This is a genomic window from Streptomyces sp. NPDC045026 (assembly GCF_056432625.1).
In genome coordinates this window covers 299,247-317,432 of record NZ_JBWKIS010000004.1, presented here as the reverse complement: position 1 = coordinate 317,432, position 18,186 = coordinate 299,247, and the positions used below count along the sequence as shown (strand labels likewise).

At 69.1% G+C, this 18,186-nt stretch carries 12 protein-coding genes; 3 read left to right on the top strand and 9 right to left on the bottom strand.

Annotated elements, in window-relative coordinates:
* Positions 1–5: 5 nt before the first annotated feature.
* The 3 genes from AC07EJ_RS11950 to AC07EJ_RS11940 are packed head-to-tail and all read right to left on the bottom strand — an operon-like array spanning position 6 to position 3,467.
* On the bottom strand, positions 6–983 hold the full coding sequence (locus AC07EJ_RS11950; RefSeq protein ID WP_329567071.1) for a carbohydrate ABC transporter permease: 978 nt from the start codon (positions 981–983) through the stop codon (positions 6–8).
* A gap of 5 nt (positions 984–988) precedes the next feature.
* The gene (locus AC07EJ_RS11945) at positions 989–2,257 is read right to left on the bottom strand and encodes an ABC transporter substrate-binding protein (RefSeq protein WP_478884150.1); all 1,269 of its coding nucleotides are present in this window, start codon (positions 2,255–2,257) and stop codon (positions 989–991) included.
* 55 nt (positions 2,258–2,312) lie between these two features.
* Positions 2,313–3,467: an ROK family protein gene (locus AC07EJ_RS11940; RefSeq protein WP_389476628.1), complete on the bottom strand. Its 1,155-nt coding sequence runs from the start codon at positions 3,465–3,467 to the stop codon at positions 2,313–2,315.
* A gap of 73 nt (positions 3,468–3,540) precedes the next feature.
* On the opposite strand from AC07EJ_RS11940, the gene AC07EJ_RS11935 reads away from it, so the two are divergent.
* Positions 3,541–5,604: an alpha-galactosidase gene (locus tag AC07EJ_RS11935; protein ID WP_389476626.1), complete on the top strand. Its 2,064-nt coding sequence runs from the start codon at positions 3,541–3,543 to the stop codon at positions 5,602–5,604.
* A 100-nt stretch (positions 5,605–5,704) separates the two neighbouring features.
* Here the strand turns inward: AC07EJ_RS11935 and AC07EJ_RS11930 are convergent, their stop codons facing one another.
* Positions 5,705–7,456, bottom strand: coding sequence for an alpha-1,3-galactosidase-related protein (locus AC07EJ_RS11930; protein WP_478884149.1), 1,752 nt, complete (start codon positions 7,454–7,456; stop codon positions 5,705–5,707).
* Positions 7,457–7,717: 261 nt separating this feature from the next.
* Positions 7,718–8,716: a LacI family DNA-binding transcriptional regulator gene (locus tag AC07EJ_RS11925; protein WP_389476622.1), complete on the bottom strand. Its 999-nt coding sequence runs from the start codon at positions 8,714–8,716 to the stop codon at positions 7,718–7,720.
* 198 nt (positions 8,717–8,914) lie between these two features.
* On the opposite strand from AC07EJ_RS11925, the gene AC07EJ_RS11920 reads away from it, so the two are divergent.
* Positions 8,915–10,885: a carbohydrate-binding protein gene (locus AC07EJ_RS11920; RefSeq protein WP_478884148.1), complete on the top strand. Its 1,971-nt coding sequence runs from the start codon at positions 8,915–8,917 to the stop codon at positions 10,883–10,885.
* A gap of 260 nt (positions 10,886–11,145) precedes the next feature.
* On the top strand, positions 11,146–13,797 hold the full coding sequence (rph, locus tag AC07EJ_RS11915; RefSeq protein WP_389476618.1) for a rifamycin-inactivating phosphotransferase: 2,652 nt from the start codon (positions 11,146–11,148) through the stop codon (positions 13,795–13,797).
* Between the two features lie 283 nt (positions 13,798–14,080).
* Here rph and AC07EJ_RS11910 read toward each other — a convergent pair whose 3' ends face one another.
* From AC07EJ_RS11910 to AC07EJ_RS11895, 4 genes are all read right to left on the bottom strand, one after another.
* Positions 14,081–14,833, bottom strand: a complete 753-nt coding sequence (locus AC07EJ_RS11910; RefSeq protein ID WP_478884147.1) for a FadR/GntR family transcriptional regulator — start codon at positions 14,831–14,833, stop codon at positions 14,081–14,083.
* A 10-nt stretch (positions 14,834–14,843) separates the two neighbouring features.
* Positions 14,844–15,890: a D-erythronate dehydrogenase gene (gene denD / locus AC07EJ_RS11905; protein ID WP_389476614.1), complete on the bottom strand. Its 1,047-nt coding sequence runs from the start codon at positions 15,888–15,890 to the stop codon at positions 14,844–14,846.
* Complete coding sequence (gene otnI, locus AC07EJ_RS11900) at positions 15,887–16,690, bottom strand: 2-oxo-tetronate isomerase (RefSeq protein ID WP_389476612.1); 804 nt, start codon at positions 16,688–16,690, stop codon at positions 15,887–15,889. Before otnI ends, denD begins: the two co-directional genes overlap by 4 nt.
* An 88-nt stretch (positions 16,691–16,778) precedes the next feature.
* Complete coding sequence (locus AC07EJ_RS11895) at positions 16,779–18,086, bottom strand: MFS transporter (RefSeq protein WP_389476610.1); 1,308 nt, start codon at positions 18,084–18,086, stop codon at positions 16,779–16,781.
* Positions 18,087–18,186 lie beyond the last annotated feature (100 nt).

Below are 18,186 nucleotides of genomic sequence, written 5' to 3'. Positions count from 1 at the left end.
TCCGATCAGTCCTTGTCGCGGGAGAACCCGAGGATCCGGCCCTGGAGGAGCGTGACCAGCACGATCAGGAGGGTGAGCAGGAAGGCTCCGGCGGAGCCGACGCCGTAGTCCTGGTCCTGGAGGGCGACGCCGTAGAGGTGCATGAGGGGGGTGCGCACAGGTTCGCTGCCGAGCGAGGCGCCGGTGGAGAAGATCGCGTAGAACTCGTCGAAGGCCTGGAGCGCGGCGATCAGCATGAGCAGCAGGATCGCGACCGACGTGTTGCGCAGCATGGGGAAGGTGATGCTGCGGAAAGTGCGCCAGGCGCCGGCGCCGTCGAGGGCCGCGGCTTCGTACAGGTGCTGCGGAATGGACTGGAGCCCCGCGATGAACAGGATCATGTAGAGGCCCACTTGGAGCCACAGGCGCAGCGTGACGAGCACGATCCAGTACAGGGGCGGGCTCTGCGTCTGGATCCACGGCGTGGGATCGGCGCCGAACAGCGCGCCGAGCGTGTTCGCGAGGCCGGACGGCACGCCGCTGAACAGGGCCATCTTCCAGATCATCGCGGCGGCCACGTAGCTGACCGCCGCGGGCAGCAGGAAGGCCGTGCGGAAGAAGGCCCGGCCGCGCCGTACCCGGTTGACGAGGACGGCGAGGCCCAGGGACGCGGCGAAGGTGATCGGCACGATCATCGCCGTGAACAGCACGATCATCGTGAGTGAGTCGCGGAACCGCTCGTCGCTCAGCAGCTGTTGGTAGTTGTCGAGGCCGACCCAGGTGCCCAGCGAGATGGTGCGGCGGGCCTCACTGAAGCTGAGCAGGAAGCTCCAGCCGATGGCCACGTAGCGGAAGACGCCGAGGCCGATCAGCATCGGGGCGGTGAGGACGACGAAGGCAAGGGCCTTCGAGCGCCGCTCTGTCAGCCGCCGGCGGCGCGGCGCCGTGGCGGGCGCCGGGCGGGCGGCACTCCCCTGCAAGGGCGTGGTGCCGGTGGCGGTCATGACGTTCAGCCCATCTGCTTGTCGAGGTCGGACTGGGCCTTGGCCTGGGCCTTCTTCAGGGTCTTCTCCGGCGCCGAGCCCTGGGCGATGTCGGCGGCCGCGGCGATGAACTCGGCCTGCATCGCCTGCGTCCACTCGGCCGGGAAGGAGATGCCGTACTTGGTCCCGATGGCGACGGTGTCCTTCGCGGCGCCCTTGCTCAACTCGGGTGTCTTGGCGGCCACTTCGGTCTGCGGCGGCACGTGGAAGCCGTACTTGACGGCCCAGTCGATCTGGACGTCGGCCTGCTTGATCCACAGCCACTGGAGGTACTTCTTGGCCTCCGCGACGTGCTTGCTCTTGGCGTTGACGGCCTGCGTCCAGCCGCCGAGCCGGGCGACGGGCTTCCCGGAGGAGTCGTACGCGGGCCAGGGCGCGACCCCGAAGTCGTCGCCGAGCGCCTTCTCGACGGTGGGCAGCGCCCACAGGCCGCACCACTGCATGGCGGTGGCGCCCTGGGTGAACGCCCCCGCGTCGTACCAGTCGGTGGTGAAGCCGAGCAGCACCGACTTGTCGGAGTGCAGATCGTGCAGCCCGCCGATGGACTTGGCGGCGTCGGCGTAGACGACCTTCTTCCCGTCGATGAGGTCCTTGCCCTGGGACCAGGCGAGGAGGTAAGGGCTGTCGCCGATGCCGTCGTTGCCTATGAAGAGGCCCTTGACGTTGCCGGACGTCAACTTCTTTGCGGCGTCGGTGAGTTCGGCGAAGGTCGTGGGTACGGCGACGCCGGCCTTCTTCAGCATCGACTTGCGGTAGAAGAGCATCATGATGTCGTCGATGGTCTTCATGCCGTAGAGCTTGCCGTCGACGGTGAGGTAGTCGAGGTCGGCCTTGACGAAGCCGTCCTTGGCGGAGCCGTACACGTCGTCGAGGGGTTCTAGTTGTCCCTTGCGGGCCATCTCGGCGCGGAAGTCGCCGAGTTCGAAGATGTCCGGGGCGCCGGCACCGAGCAGGGCGGCGTTCAGCTTGGTCTCGTACTGGGAGGTGTCGGCGCCCCACACGACGTTGATCGCGATCTCCGGGTTGGCCTTGGTGAACTCCTCGGCGTACCGCTTCACCGCGGCCTGGGTGCCCTCCTCTCCGTACTGGTGGTACCACTGCGTGAGGGTGACCTTGGCGCCCTTCGCGGACGCGGTCTCCTGAGGGTTGTTGGAGCAGCCGACCGCGGCACCCGCGACGAACAGCAGGGACGTGCCGAGGAATCCCCGGCGGGACAGGGCGGAACTGGCAGTCATGACAGGGTCCTTCCGGGGAACGGAGACGTGCGAGAGATCAGGCGATCGCGTGGGTTCACGCGGCGAACAGTGACTGGATGCTGACGGCGGCGGCCCCGCGCGCCCATTCCTCCCAGGGCAGCGGGCGCACGACGAGCGGGCAGCGGGCCGCGGTCCCGAAGGCCTGGGTGGTGAAGGCGGCGCGGATCTGCTCCTCGAAGAGGTCGTACGCGGCCACGCCCTCACCGGAGACGACGACCCGCTCGGGTCCGACGAGGTTGACCATGGCGGCGAGGCCAAGACCGATGGCCTTGCCCGCCTCGTCGAAGACGGCGCGCACGGCGGCGTCCCCGCCATGGGCGCGGTCGATGGCCCCGGCCATGTCGAGGTCCGGCTCGCCTGCCGCGCGACGTGCCCGGGCGACGATGGCCTCCTCGGAGGCGATGGCCTCGACACAGCCGCGGGCGCCGCAGTGGCAGTCGGGCCCGTCGCCGGCGGCCACCGGGATGTGGCCGATCTCGCCGGCCACGCCATAACCCCCGGCCACCAGACGGCCGTTGACCACGAGCGCGCAGCCGATGCCGACGCCGACCGTGGCGAGGGCGAAGGAGTCCGCGCCCACACCCTCGCCGAACCACTGCTCCGCGACGGTGAGCGCCTTCACGTCGTTCTCGACCGTGACCGACAACCCCGTGGCCGCACCGACCAGTTCGGCCAGCGGCACGTCGCGCCAGCCGAGGAACGGCGAGTAGCGCACGACGCCGCCCGTCCGGTCCACATCACCCGAGACGGACACCCCGATGTGGTGGGTCCGCTCGGCGTGCGCGGGAGTCAGCTCCGCGACGAGCGCGGCGATACCGCGGACGACCTGCTCGGCCGACCGGTCCGTCACCGGGATCCGGTGCGCGGCACGCACCTGCGCCCTCAAGTCGGTCACCACACCGATGAGTTCGTCGGCCGTGACCTTGACGCCCACGAAGAACTCCCGGTCGGCGCGGACGGCGAGGGGGTGCGCGGGACGCCCCGCACCTTCGACGGTCCTCGGCCCCTGCGGCAGCTCCTCCAGGTAACCGGCCTCGATCATCGGCTTGACCGCCTTGGTGACGGCGGCGGAGGAGAGACCGGTGATCCGGGCGATCTCGGGGCGGACGACCGGACCACGGGTGAGCACTGTCGTGAACACCGTGTTGGCCGCCGGAGACGCGAGCAGCTTTGCTCGGTTCAGCAACATGGGGGAAACGTAGAGCCAATAATTTCCTTCGTCAATATTTAAATTCAGGGAGTTCGGATCTAGGCTCCAGCCCATGTCACAGGTGTACTTCGACGAGCCCAGTCGCACGTTCCTGCTCACGACCCCCGCCTCCTCGTACGCGCTGCGCATCGGCGCGGACGACAGCCCACGGCATGTGCACTGGGGGGCGCCCCTCACACTCGACCAGGTCGCCGCGCTGCCCACGCACGACGGTGTGACCAGCAGCTTCGCCTCGACGGGCGGTGAAGAGCTTGCCGTGGAGGGCGGCGCCCGCTTCGGGGTGCCGTCACTGCTGGTGCGGTATTCGGACGGGACGCGCGGCGTCGAGTGGGTCTACGAGGGCCACGAGATCGACGGCGGCCGGCTCCACGTGCGGCTGCGTGACCGCCACTACCCACTCGGCTGCACCTTGCACTACGCGGTGCACGCCAACAGCGACATCGTCGAACGCTCCCTGACGCTGCGGCACTTGGGCAGGGACGAGGCGACCGACGAGCCCGTCGAAATCCTGCGCTGCGACGCCGCGAGCTGGTCCGTGCCGGCTGCGTCGGGCGTGCGGCTGAGTCACACGGTCGGTGAGTGGTCGGGCGAGACGCAGCTGCGGCGCACCGAAGCCCCGTACGCCGAGACCGTGTTCACGAGCCGGCGCGGCGTCTCGGGGCACTTCGGGAATCCTTGGCTGATGGTCGACGCGGGTGACGCGGACGAGGGCCACGGCGAGGTGTGGAGCATGGTCCTCGCCTGGTCGGGGAGCTGGCGGATCACTGCTCAGCGCGACCACTCGGGCGGCCCGTTCACGGTGACCGGCGGCGCCGGGCACGACGGTCTGACCTGGCGGCTCAGGTCCGGCGAGAGCCATCGAACGCCCGTGTTCGCCGGGCAGTTCAGCCGGGGCGGCTTCGGCGCGACGAGCCGCGGCTGGCACCGGTACACCGCCACGCACGTCCTGCCGCTCCCCGACGAACCACGGCCCGTGGTCTACAACAGCTGGGAGGCGACCGGCTGGGACGTCACCCTGGAGGGCCAGCGGGCCCTGGCGGCGCGCGCCGCCGAGCTGGGCGTCGAGCTGTTCGTGGTGGACGACGGCTGGTTCGGGCAGCGCACCAGCGACCGGGCCGGGCTCGGCGACTGGCACCCGAATCCGGAGCGGTTCCCGCACGGGCTCGGCCCGCTGGTCGAGGAGATCCGAGGGCTCGGCATGCGCTTCGGCCTGTGGGTGGAGCCGGAGATGACCAACCCGGACAGCGATCTGTACCGCGAACACCCCGACTGGGTGCTGCACATGCCGCACCGCCGCTCCACCGAACTGCGCCACCAGCTCGTCCTCAACTTCGCGCGCACCGATGTCACCGAGTGGGCCTTCAAGTGGCTCGACCGACTGGTCTCCACGTACGCGATCGACTTCCTGAAGTGGGACATGAACCGGGCGCTCACGGAGGCGGGTTGGCCGGGGCACCCCGACGCCGAACGGCTGTGGACCGACCACACGCGGGGCGTGTACTCGGTGCTCGACCGGCTGCGCAGCACCCATCCCGGCCTGCGGATCGAGGGCTGCGCGGGCGGTGGTGGCCGCGCGGACCTCGGAATGCTGGCCCGCACGGACCAGACCTGGATCTCCGACAACACGGACGCCGACGACCGCACGGCCATCCAGCACGGCTACAGCCAGGTCTATCCGGCGCGCACCATGTCCGCCTGGGTCACCGACAGCCCCAATCCGCACACGGGCCGCACCACGCCGCTCCGCTACCGCTTCCATGTGGCGATGGCAGGCGCGCTGGGCATCGGCGGCGACCTCTCGCGCTGGAGCGGGACCGAACTCGCCGAGGCCCGTGACCTGGTGGCGCTGTACAAGGAGATCCGCCCGGTGGTGCAGTTCGGCGAGCAGTACCGGCTCGACGACGCCGTGCAGTACCGGGCCGGCGATCGGGTCGTGGTCATCGCCTGGGGCCGGGACCGCGATCTGCGGCTGACCGGCCTCTCCCCGGCCGCGGTCTACGTGGACGAGTCCACCGGCGCCGAGCACACCGCGGCGGCCCTGCTCTCGCACGGCCTGCCTCTGCGGTTGCCTCGGACGGACCGGCCGAGCACCGTGATACGGCTGACCCGGCGATGATCTGAAGCGCGTCCCGGCCGGGTCGGAGCGGCCCTTCAGCCTCGCCCCGACCCGGCCACTTCGGCCGCCCCCGGCCATTGACCAACTCGACACATCAGGATCAGTCGTTGATCTGCGGCCGGCTGTTGAGGCCCTCGTCGTAGTGGTTGTGTGCGATCCGGATGCCCGAACTGCCGTGGAAGACGAACAGCGGTGAGGTGTAGGGCGGTTGATCCGCTCCGTCCAGCCGCTGGACGGTGTTTCCGGTGAAGGCGAAGCCGCCGACGCTCTTGGCGTCGACGACGGTGACGTCACCGATGTCGAACGAGTTGTGCTCGACGGAGATGTTGTGGTGCACCGGGTTCGCGGGGTCGACGACCTGGTTGGTCGGCTCCACGAAGATGACCGGACCACTGGGCCGCGTGAACGAGTTCCCTCGGATCGTGAGGTCGGCGACCGGCCCGGACTCGTACCACTGGTAGGCGTCGGCGGAGACGTAGATGCTGGCCATGGACATCGCGTCGAACCGGTTTTTGGTGATCAGTACGGGCTTGCGGGTGGTGACCAGGATGCCGCGGGTCGGCACGTTGCGGAACACGTTGCCGGAGATGACGACCGACGGGGTGGCCGTGATGTTCTCGGCGACCGTGCCGCCGGTCTCGACCCCGGCGGGAACCGGCCGGTCGAAGGTGACGGTCATCGTGGTGAGCGGCTTCTCGTGGTCCATCCCGCTCGGCCCGTCGACCGCGGTGACCTTCGCGTGCGGGTCCAGCGGCGTCATCGTGCGCTTGGTGGCGAACTCGACCTCGTCGCCCGGGGCGAACTGCGGGAATCCGGCGGTCTGCGGGTGCTTGTAGGCGAGGGTGAGGGTGTTCGGCCCGGGTTTCCCCACGACTTCGAGGTAGGTGCCGTGGATGTTGATCGGGTCGTCGTGCGGGCCGTCGAAGAGACTCCGGGTGATCGAGACCTTCCCCTTGACGCCGGACATCTGCACGAAGTCCGCGAAGGAGGCCGTCGACCGGCCGGACTTCGGATCGGGCGCGAAGTTCACCTTGTCGATGGAGATGTTCTCGCTGAACTGCCCCACCACACCGAAGGATTGGAGGTAGTAGGCGTTCATCGAGCGCATCGTGACGTTCTTCGACTGCCAGATGAAGGCGCCCGGCTCCGTCCGCTCGATGAGGCGCATCTGGTAGACGAGCCCGGCGTCCGCCGGCTGTGCCGCAGTGGTGTAGTCGATCCGGATCCGGCGGCCACCGAGGTCGGTGACGGAGGCGACGTCGTTGAACAGCGGGTTGTCCCCGCGCCAGGTCCGTTCGGCCTTGGGGTCGTGGATCTGTGTGTACTGGAGTCCGTCGACGCCCGACCAGTACGGCTGCCCGGTGGCCGGGCTCTTCTCGCCGAGCCAGGTGACGTGCGTGCCGTTCACCTGGTACGGGCTGCCGGCCGGGATCGACAGGACTCGGTAGGCGTGTCCGTCGGTGACACCGGTGTCGGCGACGGTCGCGTCGATGACCTCCGGGGCCGCGTAGTCGAAGGAGAAGTTCTGGAAGGTCACGTCGCTCGAACGGATCGACGCGAACGCCGTCTGCAGGCCGTGGTAGACGAGCTTGGCCCCGCCGCCGTCGACGGTGACGTCGTGCATGTCCTCGACGAGCAGCCCGATCTTCTTGTCCCGGTAACGCTGGTCGGCGCCAACGGTGTTGGACACGTACAGCTCACGCTTCTCGGCCCGCTCCGGGTACAGCTGGTAGGTGCCCTGCGAGAAGACGATCCTGACCGGCCGGTCGATGCTCCTGGCGTGCCGCAGCGCCGCCGTGACGGCGGGCGTCGAGTCCGTCCGTCCCGTGGGGTCGGCTCCGTAGTCGTCCACGTCGACCACCACCGGTCTCGCGCTGGGCGCTGCGGCGACAGGACCGGCGGCGCCTGAGAACAACGCGAGCGCCAAGCCGAGAAACACGAACCGAGACTTTGGCATAGCTCCTCCGGAGCATCCATGAACACGAAACACCCGATGAATACGGGAAGTTGCCGCCGACCGCCCGGTCGGATCTCCGAGCAGAGTGTCCATAGAACCGATGTCTAGGTCAATGGTCTGGACGCACGGTGGCGCCTCGTGCGGACAGTCGGCGCCTCACTCGGCCTTCGGCGCGGCCGTGCTCGCGCGGATCACCAGTTCGGGGTCGAAGAGGAGCTCACCGACGGGTACGTCGCGGTTGCCGACCAAAACGAGGACGCTGCGGGCCACCTCCGAGGCCAGACGGTCGGCCGGCTGGCGCACCGTGGTGAGCGGGGGGTCGACGAAGTCCATGATCATGGTGCCGTCGTAGCCGACGACCGACACGTCACCCGGGACGTCGTACCCCTGACGGCGTGCGCCACGGATCGCACCCAGGGCCATGTAGTCGCTGGCGGCGACGACGGCCGTGGCGCCGCGGCCGAGGAGCGAGATCGCGGCGGACTGGCCGCCCTCGACGGTGTAGGACTGCCGGACTACCCACTGCTCCGGGTCCTCGACACCGCGTCTGGCGAGCGAGGTGACGAAGCCGCTGACGCGGCGGTCGGCCGGGCGGTTGCCGACCGGTCCCGATGCCATGCCGATACGGCGGTGACCGAGCCGGAACAGGTGGTCGACGGCGAGTTCGGCGGCCAGCAGGTCGTCGGTGGAGAAGACCGGCGCCTCGCCCACCCCCTCGAACTGACCGTTGACGCCGACGAACGGGATCCTGCGGGAGCGCAGGAGTTCGTACACCTCCGGGTCCGCCCCCTCGATGGTGTTGCTCGCCGAGAGGAACACCACGGCGGCGACGCCCCGGTCGGCGAGGGAGGTCACGAAGTCCAACTCCTGTACCCCGCCGGGGAAGCACGGGCACAGAACCGTCTTCAGGCCGTGCGGGGCGAGGGTGGACTCGATGCGTTCGCAGACGTCCGCGAAGAACGGGTTGGAGACGAACTCGGTGATGACCGCGATGAGTTGACCCCGTGTCTGTCGCTCGTACCCCAGGTCGGCCATCGCCTGCTCGACCGCCTCACGGGTCGTGCGCGACACGCCCTGGCGCCGGTTGACGACGCGGCTGACCGTGGCCTCGCTCACCTGCGCCCGCACCGCGACCTCGGTGATGCCCACCTTCATCGGTTCCCTCCCCAGGTCCTACTTGCAAGATGGCAATGAAAACTTTCAGACCGACATTCCAGGCAACATAGCAGCCGGTCTGCAAGCCTTCCATGTTTCTTGTGCATGACCATTGAACCGGTTCTCGGGCCCCTGTTAGCTTGCCGCCACCACCCGGCCGCCCGCCCACTCGCCGTGACCGATGACCCGGGAGACCCGATGAAGCCCTCAAGGCTCATACTGCTCACCGCTGTTGCTCTGCTCACGCCGATGGCCCCCGCACTGTCGGCCGCGGCAGACGCGGACACCGCTTCCGCCGCCCACCCCCAACTCGCCGTCCAGGACCCGGGGTTCGAGAGTGGCGGCGCGGGCTGGACCTTCGGACCGGGCACCGGGGTCGGCACCGGCAACTCCCACGGCGGCGCCCGCTTCCTCTACCTCGACGCCGGAGCGGGCAAGAGCGCCGAGCAGACCATCGTCGCGCCCCGAGACGGCAGTTACGACTTCTCCGCGTGGATCGGAAGCGCCGGAACCGGCGGCACGTACACGATCCGGCGCAACGGCGAGACCGTCCAGACGATCACTCTGCCCGAACGCCGCGCGTACGCCCGGTACACCATCAGCCGCGTCGAGCTGAAAACCGGCGACCGGCTGCAGATCGCCTTCGGCTCCGGCAGCTCCTGGGTCAACGCCGACGACCTCATGATCTCGCCTGCCGCGCCCGCCGACCCCGAGGTCACCTCGTCCGACCCCGAGGCCGCCGAGATGTTCGACTGGGCCAAGAGGAAGGCCAACAGCTGGGTACAGCTGCCCGGCACGACGGGCCCGATCAACGTCGACGAGAACCAGACCGGCGGCACCGGCACCGCGCCGTACGCGCCCACCTACTGGGCCGGCTACGCCAACCGAAGCGCCTACTACTCCCGCGACATGACCCACCAGCTCGCCGGCGCCCACATCCTCGGCCTCGACGCCGAGAACGAGACGATGCTCCGTTCGTACGCGCAGTCGGCCACCGCCGCGCACAACTTCTTCCCCGTGTGGTCCCTCAACTTCGACGCCAAGACGTACCTGAGCATCGACTACAAGAGCCCGGACAATTTCGTGCGCGAGGTACCGGCCGTCTTCGAACTCGTGGAGAAGGCGGCCCAGGCGTACCTCTGGACCGGCGACCGGAGATACGTGGACGACCCGGCGCTGTGGGACTTCTACCGGCACGCCACCGAGGAGTTCATCGACCTGCACAACTCCGCCAGGCCCAACGGAAAGGTCAAGGTCGCCGAGGGCACGGGCAACGGCATCTTCTCCGGCGCGGCCAGCTACAACGAGCAGGACGGCGACGGCCTCGCCGAGGCCGGGGACGGCATCGCCGCGCAGTACCAGGCGTATCTGGCGATGGCCACGCTCGCCCGCGGCAAGGGCGACACCGCGCTTGCCAGGACGTTCGACCGGCGTGCCGCCGACCTGAAGACGTACTTCAACGAGGACTGGAGCGGCACCGGAAGCGGCGCCGGCATGGTCCGCGCGTACACCCTGTCCGGCACCCCGGTCACCGGTTGGGGCAAGGAGAACAGTGTGTTCATGCCGATGAAGCAGATTCTCGATCCCGGCCCGCGCAACGACGCCTATCTCGACTACATCCAGGCGCAGGAGCTGGGGCCGGAGGGGTCGACCAACATCGAGTCGACGACGTACCTGCCTGACATGTTCTTCAGGAACAACCGTAACGACACGGCGTGGTCGTGGATGAAGAAGATCTACGGCGAGCGGGAGCTCCAGCACGTCAACTCCGGCCAGGGGCCCAACGGCGACTACCCCGAGGTGTCGTTCACCCTGGTCAGCCAGACCGTTCAGGGCCTGATGGGCATCACACCGGACGCGCCGAACCACAGGGTGACCACCCAGTCGCGGCTGCCGTCCGGCATGAAGTGGCTCCAGGCGGCGGACGTACCCATCGGCACGGGAAGGATCACCGTGCGGCACGACGGCGCGACGAGGACCACGCTGACGAACAACTCACGCAAGAGCGCCTACCGTTGGGAGGCCCGCTTCCCCGGAGTCCACAAGGACGTCACGGTCAACGGCGTTCCGCAGCGGGTGCGCAGCAAGCGCGTCGACGGCGTGACGTACACGTATGTGACGCCGACGGTGCGGGCGGGCACGACGGTGGTGGCCCAGGTGACCGACTGAGGCGAACCGGCGTGCGCTCCGGACCCAAGACAATCCGGACCCAAGACAATCCGGCCCCAAGACGAAGGGCAAGGAGAATCCTCTCCCTGCCACTCTCAACGTATAGCTCACCGGGGGGCTTGCGGCAAGGGCCGGGTCGTGGCGCAGAATCGTCGGCCTAGGCCGCAACCTGCGGAAACAGGGACACGACGTGGCGTGTGTTGTCGACGCATGGGGCACGTGGTGAGGTCGGACCAGTGGGCTGCCCCGGAGGTATCGCAGTGATTGAGCAGTACGTGTTGGATCTTCAAGAGGTCGACGAGACTCAGGTCGCGGTCGTCGGCGGCAAGGGCGCGCACCTGGGCGGGCTGTCGCGGATCGAAGGGATCCGAGTACCGGGTGGCTTTTGCGTGACGACGGACGCCTTCCGGCGGGTCATGGCACAAGCGCCGTCGATCGACGATCTTCTCGATCAGCTGTCGGGCTTGAACCACGTCGACGGCGAGGGGGACGACCGGGAGGCGATCCGCACACTGAGCGCGCAGATTCGTCGGGCCATCGAAGAGATTGCCATTCCGGGCGATCTCGCGGCGGCGATCACCGGCGCGCTCGGCCGTCTCGGCGAGCAGGCCGCCTACGCCGTCCGGTCCAGCGCGACGGCGGAGGACCTGCCGACGGCCTCCTTCGCCGGCCAGCAGGACACGTACCTGAACGTCGTGGGGCCGGCGGCGGTCCTCCAGCACATCAGCCGGTGCTGGGCCTCGCTGTTCACCGAGCGGGCCGTGACCTACCGCCGGCGGAACGGCATCGACCACCGTACGGTCCACATGGCCGTGGTCGTGCAGCAGATGGTGTTCCCGCAAGCGGCCGGCATCCTGTTCACGGCCGACCCCGTCACGGGCAACCGGAAGGTCGCCACCGTGGACGCCGGCTTCGGCCTCGGCGAGGCGCTGGTCTCCGGCCTCGTGAACCCGGACGTCTTCAAGGTGCGGAACGGCGAAGTCGTCGAGAGGGCGATCGCCGCCAAACAGCGTGCCGTTCTCGCGCTGCCGGACGGCGGTACGCAGGAAGTGGAGATCGACTCGCAGCGGCAGGAGCAGCCGGCGCTGACGGATGCGCAGGCCGTACGGCTCGTGCAGCTCGGGCGGCGGATCGAAGCGCACTTCGGCCGCCCGCAGGACATCGAATGGTGCCTGGTCGACGACGGCTTCCAGATCGTCCAGAGCCGGCCGATCACGACGCTGTTCCCCATCCCCGAGAGCGACGACCAGGAGAATCACGTCTACGTCTCCGTCGGTCATCAGCAGATGATGACCGACCCCATGAAGCCCCTGGGATTCTCCATGTGGCAGCTGACGGCCATGGTGGCGATGCACGAGGCCGGCGGGAGGCTGTTCGTCGACGTCACCCAGCGCCTGGCCTCACCCGCGAGCCGCGCCGCCCTCCTGGACGTCTTCGGGAAGGGCGATCCGCTGGTCAGGGATGCCATGGAGACCGTCCTCGCCCACGACGGCTTCGTTCCGTCGCTCCCGGACTCGGGTCCCGGCGGGCCCGCTCCGGCCAGGAGTGCGCCCGCCCCGATCGAGACCGATCCCGCCATCGTCACCGAGCTGATCGAGCGCAGCCAGGCATCCGTCGCCACCCTGGAGCGCGACATCCGGACGAAGACCGGACCGGCGCTGTTCGACTTCCTCCTTGAGGCCTTCGAGGAGCACAAGCGGGTCCTCAGCGATCCGCTGAGCATTCAGGCGATCATGGCGGGGATGGAGGCCACGTGGTGGCTCAACGACAAGCTGCGGGAGTGGCTGGGCGAGAAGAACGCGGCTGACACGCTGACGCTGTCCGCCCCCGACAACATCACGTCGGAGATGGGCCTGGCGCTGCTCGACGTCGCGGACGTGATCCGCCCGCAGCCGGAGGTGGTGGCGTACCTGCAAGGCGTCGACTCCGTCGCGAACGTGGAGTCCGTCGAGAACGTCGAGAACACAGCCTTCCTGGACGAGCTGGCGAAGGTCCCGGGCGGGACCGAAGCGCGCGACGCCATCGAGGCCTACCTCGACCGGTACGGCATGCGCTGCGTCGGCGAGATCGACATCACGAGGCCACGTTGGAGCGAGCGCCCCACCACTCTGGTGCCGGTGATCCTCGACAACGTCAGGAACTTCGAGCCGGGCGCCGCCGGGCGGCGCTTCGAGCAGGGGCGGCTGAGGGCGCAGGAGAAGGAACAGGACGTGCTGTCACGGCTGCGGGCCCTGCCGGACGGGGACCGGAAGGCCGACGAGGCCAAGGGGATGATCGACCGGGTCAGAACCTTCATCGGGTACCGGGAGTACCCGAAGTACGGCATCATCAGCCGCTACTTCGTGTACAAGCAGGCCCTGTTCGCGGAGGCCGAGCGCCTCGTGCAGGCAGGTGTGCTTCCTGAGAAGGAGGACATCTTCTTCCTCACGTTCCAGGAACTCCACGACGTCGTGCGCTCGAACCAGGTGGATGACGAGCTCATCCGGCAGCGCAAGGACGCGTTCCGTTCGTACCACGCGCTCACGCCGCCCCGGGTGCTCACATCGGACGGCGAGGCCGTCACCGGGGCGTACCGGCGCGATGACGTACCGGCCGGCGCCCTGATCGGCGTACCGGTCTCCGCGGGGACCGTCGAGGGAAGGGCCCGCGTCATCCTGGACATGGCGGAGGCCGATCTCGAAGCGGGCGACATCCTGGTCACGCCGTTCACGGACCCCAGCTGGTCGCCGCTGTTCGTAGGAATCGCGGGCCTGGTGACGGAGGTGGGCGGCCTGATGACCCATGGCGCAGTGATCGCCCGGGAGTACGGTCTGCCGGCCGTCGTGGGTGTCGAGCAGGCGACCCGGCTGATCCGGGACGGACAGCGGATCCGCGTGCACGGAACGGACGGGTACATCGAGATCCTGCCTTGACCGGTCTCCGTGTTCCTGAGCGCCGTGCTCGGCGATCAGGTGCCGACGGATGACGTCGAACTCGCCTGATACTTGTTGTGTGGGGCGCAGTTCGCGACGGGCACGGGCCGCTCACTACGGATGCGGCGCGGACCGAGCGACCGGTTTCTTCGGTCTCGGCACCGTGCCCTCGAAGCCGTCGTCGACCCGTCGGCGCCCGGGGGCCCGTTCATCAGCGAACCGCGGACGGCAGCAACCACTCATTCAGCACCGAAGGCGGGCAAGGTCAGGACGGCCAGGACGGTCAGGGTGTGGTGTCGAGCCCTACCGCCAGGTTCTCCGTCTCGGTCCAGAAGCTGTCGTCCGCGTCCTGGAGCCGGGACGCGGCGTGCTTCATGTGGGTGCGGGCCGCGGTGTGGGCCGCTTCGGGGTCGCCGGACTCGATGGCGGCCAGGATGGCGTGGTGTTCCAGCCGGACCGCTTCGATGAAGTCGCCGCGGCGTGCCTCGTTGGCACGGGTGACGCGGATGCCGCTGCGCGCCACCTCGCCGAGGTACCGCATCGTCGATACCAGCACGGCGTTCCCCGTCGACTCGGCGACCGACCCGTGGAAGGCGAGGTCCTCGTCCACGCCGTCACCCCCGGACGCGACCGCCGCGTCGATCGCGTCCAGGGCCTGACGCATCCGGTCGAGGGCGGCCGGTGTGGCGCGGGTGGCCGCGAGGGAGGCCGCCTCGCCCTCGAGGGCGGAGCGGGCCTCCACGATCTGCAGCACCTTCGACTTGGTGTCGGCCGACTCGGCCTCGAGGTCGAGGGGGCGGGTGCGCCGGGGCAGGACGAACACGCCGAGACCCTGGCGCGATTCGACCAGCCCCGCGGTGCGGAGCCGCGAGACCGCCTCGCGCACCACCGTGCGGCTGACACCCAGCTGCTTGACCAGCTCCACCTCGGTCGGGAGCTTGTCGCCCTCGGCCAGGCGCCCGGACTCGATCTCTGCCGCGAGTATCGCGGCGACCCGGTCCGTGAGCCGAACGGGACCGCTCACCTTGGAAAACATGTTCCTCAGTCTATTGGCCGGAGCCCGGGTGCCCGGCTGCGGCCGGTGCCCCGGCCGTGACCGCGTCGGGGTGGGCGGCGACGTAGTCCCGTACGACCGACTCGAAGCTCGGGTCGGGCTCGAGGCCGAGTGCGGCGGCGCGCGTGTTGTCGAAGGCGGCGGGCCAGGAGCCGACGATGGCCTCGACGCCGGGATCGGGAGCGATCGTGACCAGATCGGCGACGGTGGCGCCGGCCACCCGTCGCAGGGTGTCCAGCATGTCGGCGACCGAGACCGTGAGCGCGGGAAGGTTGACCGGGATCGCGCCGTCGAGCAGGCCCGGCCCGGCGCCGCGGTCGAGCTCCGCGATACGCAGGATCCCCTCGACCGTGCGTCGCGGCGAGGCCACGGCCACCCGCAGGGCGGGATCGACCGGGCAGACGGCCGGCAGGCCCGCGAGGGGCTCGCGGATGATGCCGGACAGGAATCCGGACGCGGCCGCGTTCGGCTTGCCCGGACGGACCGACACGGTCATCAGACGGGCTACGCGTCCGTCGAGGAAGCCGTGGCGCGTGTAGTCGGCGACCAGCTGTTCGCAGACGAACTTCTGGGTCCCGTAACTCGACTTCGGTGTGGGCAGGGTCGCCTCGCTGACCACCGGGGGCAGCGGCAGCGCCGGGTCGGAGCCGTAGACGGCGACGCTGCTGGAGAACACCACCCGTGGTCGGGGGCCGCCGGCGGCGGTCTGGGCGCGGGCGGTCTCGAGCAGTGCGCGGGTCGTGTCCAGGTTGGTGCTCATGCCGAGGTCGAAGTCGGTCTCGCACTCGGCCGACACGGCCGAGGCGAGGTGGATCACCACGTCCACCGGCTCCGCGAACAGCTCGTCGAGACGCTCCGTCAGGTCGCCCCGCACGATCTCCACGAGCGGGTCGTCCGCCACCGCGGAACCGTCCGGCACGAACCGGTCCGCGAGCACCAGCCGGTCGATCGGCGCCCCACGGAACGTCCGCGTCTCCAGCAGTCGTTCGGCGACCTGCCGCCCCAGGAAGCCGAAGCCACCCGTGATGACGATCCTCATGCCTGTACTCCTCGATAGTCGTTCAGCCAGCCGAGACCTTCGCTCGTGCCGGCGCGGGGGTGGTATTCGCAGCCGATCCACCCCTCAAAGCCCAACTCGTCGATCACACCGAAGAGGTGACGGATGTTCAGCTCGCCCCCATCGGGTTCGTGCCGCTCCGGTACGCCCGCGATCTGCAGATGACCGACCCTGCCGGTCGGTACGTCGCGGCGCAGGGTGGTGGTGAGGTCGCCCTCCACGATCTGGCAGTGGTAGAGGTCGAGTTGGACCTTGAGATTGGGGGCACCCACCTCCTGGACCACGGCGTGGGCCTCGGCCTGCCGGGTCAGGAAGTAGCCGGGCATGTCGCGGCGGTTGATGGGTTCGACCAGGATGTCGACGCCCGCCGTGGCGGCCTGCTCTGCGGCCCACGTGAGGTTGGCGAGGTAGGTGTCGCGGTGCCGGTCCGCTTCCGCGGGCGTGGCGTCCGGCTCCACAAGCCCGGCCATCATGTGCACCTGCGCGCAGCCCAGGGCCGCCGCGTACTCCAGCGCCCGGTCGACCCCGGAGCGCGCCTCCGCCTCGCGGCCGGTCAGCGCGGCGAGCCCGCGCTCACCGGAGTCCCAGTCTCCGGGAGGTGCGTTGAACAGCACCTGCCGCAGACCGTGGTCGTCGAGCCGGCGGCGCAGCTCGGCGGCGTCGTACGCGTAGGGGAAGAGGTATTCGACGGCTTCGAAGCCGTCCGCCGAAGCCGCGGCGAAGCGGTCGAGGAAGGGGTGTTCCGCGTACATCATGGACAGGTTCGCTGCGAACCTCGGCATGGTGACTCCTGAGTGTGCGGCGTCTTCCGGTGTCTTCCGGTGGTGTGCCCAGCTTGTCCGGTCGATCCGGTCGATCCGGTCGATCGGGTCAGCGGTTGACGACGTCCTTCTTGGTGGTGAGTACCACGGCCGCACCGACGACGAGGCTGAGCGCCAGGACGTACATCGGGATCGATGTCGAGCCGGTGGCGTCCTTGAGCGCGCCGATCATGTACGGGCTGACGAAGCCGGCGAGGTTGCCCACGGAGTTGATCACGGCGAGGCCGGCCGCGGCGGCGGCCCCGCCCAGAAACGCGGTCGGGAGCGACCAGAACAGCGGCGCGCAGGTCAGCACGCCGGCCGCGGCGAACGACAGCGCGATCAGGGACAGTACGGTCGAGCCGGACCAGGAGGCGGCCAGCGAGAACCCGACGGCGCCCATGAGGCTCGGGACGACCAGGTGCCAGCGGCGCTCGCGGCGCTTGTCCGCCGAGCGGCCGAACAGGTTCATCGCGACGAGCGCGGCCAGGAACGGCACGGCACTGAGGACTCCGATCGCGAGGTTGCCCTTGATGCCGGTGGACTCGACGAACGTGGGCAGCCAGAACGTCAGAGCGTACTGGCCCATCACGAAGCAGAAGTAGACGAGGCACATCAGCCACACCTTGGGCTCGCGGAACGCGTCCCAGACCCGGCCGTGCACCGTCTGGTGCCTGACGTCCTCGGCGAGGGCCCGTTCGACGACGGTCTTCTCCTCGTCGGAGAGCCACTTCGCGTCGCGCACACCGTTGTCGAGGTAGAACAGCGTGGCCACGCCGACCATGAGCGCGGGGACGGCCTCCAGCAGGAACATCCACTGCCAGCCCTGCCAACCGCTCACACCGTGGAACATGTCCAGGATCCAGCCGGAGAGCGGGTTGCCGAAGATGCCGGCCACGGGGATGGCGGACATGAACATCGCGATGACGCGGGCACGGCGGTGTGACGGGAACCAGTAGGTGCAGTAGAGGATCACCCCGGGGTAGAACCCGGCCTCCGCGGCGCCCAGGAGGAACCTGAGCACGTAGAACGTCGACTCGTTCGTGACGAAGACGAACGCCGCCGACACCACACCCCAGCTGATCATGATGCGGGCGATCCAGGTGCGGGCGCCGACGCGCTGGAGCATCAGGTTCGAGGGGACCTCGAAGAGGAAGTAGCCGATGAAGAACAGGCCGGCACCGAGGCCGTACGCCGCCTCGCTGAAGCCGAGGTCGTCGGACATCTGCAGCTTCGCGAAGCCGACGTTGACGCGGTCCAGGTAGGAGACGACGTAGCAGAGGATGAGGAAGGGGACGATGCGCTTGGTGACCTTGCGGAACACGGCGTTCTCGTGGGCGAGTTCGGGGGCCTCGGTTGCGACTCTGGGCAGGGACATGGTGAATCCTTCGAGCGGCTCAGCGGGGGATTCTCTGACGGGACGCGGGGTTCTGTGACGCGCGTGAGGGCTGGTCGACGACGGGACGGGGGGAGTGGGA

What these genes read in the sequence shown, in the direction of transcription:
- AC07EJ_RS11950 (WP_329567071.1), bottom strand. Translation starts at nt 983, where the DNA reads ATGACCGCCACCGGCACCACGCCCTTGCAGGGGAGTGCCGCCCGCCCG.
- AC07EJ_RS11945 (WP_478884150.1), bottom strand. Translation starts at nt 2,257, where the DNA reads ATGACTGCCAGTTCCGCCCTGTCCCGCCGGGGATTCCTCGGCACGTCC.
- AC07EJ_RS11940 (WP_389476628.1), bottom strand. Translation starts at nt 3,467, where the DNA reads ATGTTGCTGAACCGAGCAAAGCTGCTCGCGTCTCCGGCGGCCAACACG.
- AC07EJ_RS11935 (WP_389476626.1), top strand. Translation starts at nt 3,541, where the DNA reads ATGTCACAGGTGTACTTCGACGAGCCCAGTCGCACGTTCCTGCTCACG.
- AC07EJ_RS11925 (WP_389476622.1), bottom strand. Translation starts at nt 8,716, where the DNA reads ATGAAGGTGGGCATCACCGAGGTCGCGGTGCGGGCGCAGGTGAGCGAG.
- AC07EJ_RS11920 (WP_478884148.1), top strand. Translation starts at nt 8,915, where the DNA reads ATGAAGCCCTCAAGGCTCATACTGCTCACCGCTGTTGCTCTGCTCACG.
- AC07EJ_RS11910 (WP_478884147.1), bottom strand. Translation starts at nt 14,833, where the DNA reads ATGTTTTCCAAGGTGAGCGGTCCCGTTCGGCTCACGGACCGGGTCGCC.
- denD (WP_389476614.1), bottom strand. Translation starts at nt 15,890, where the DNA reads ATGAGGATCGTCATCACGGGTGGCTTCGGCTTCCTGGGGCGGCAGGTC.
- otnI (WP_389476612.1), bottom strand. Translation starts at nt 16,690, where the DNA reads ATGCCGAGGTTCGCAGCGAACCTGTCCATGATGTACGCGGAACACCCC.
- AC07EJ_RS11895 (WP_389476610.1), bottom strand. Translation starts at nt 18,086, where the DNA reads ATGTCCCTGCCCAGAGTCGCAACCGAGGCCCCCGAACTCGCCCACGAG.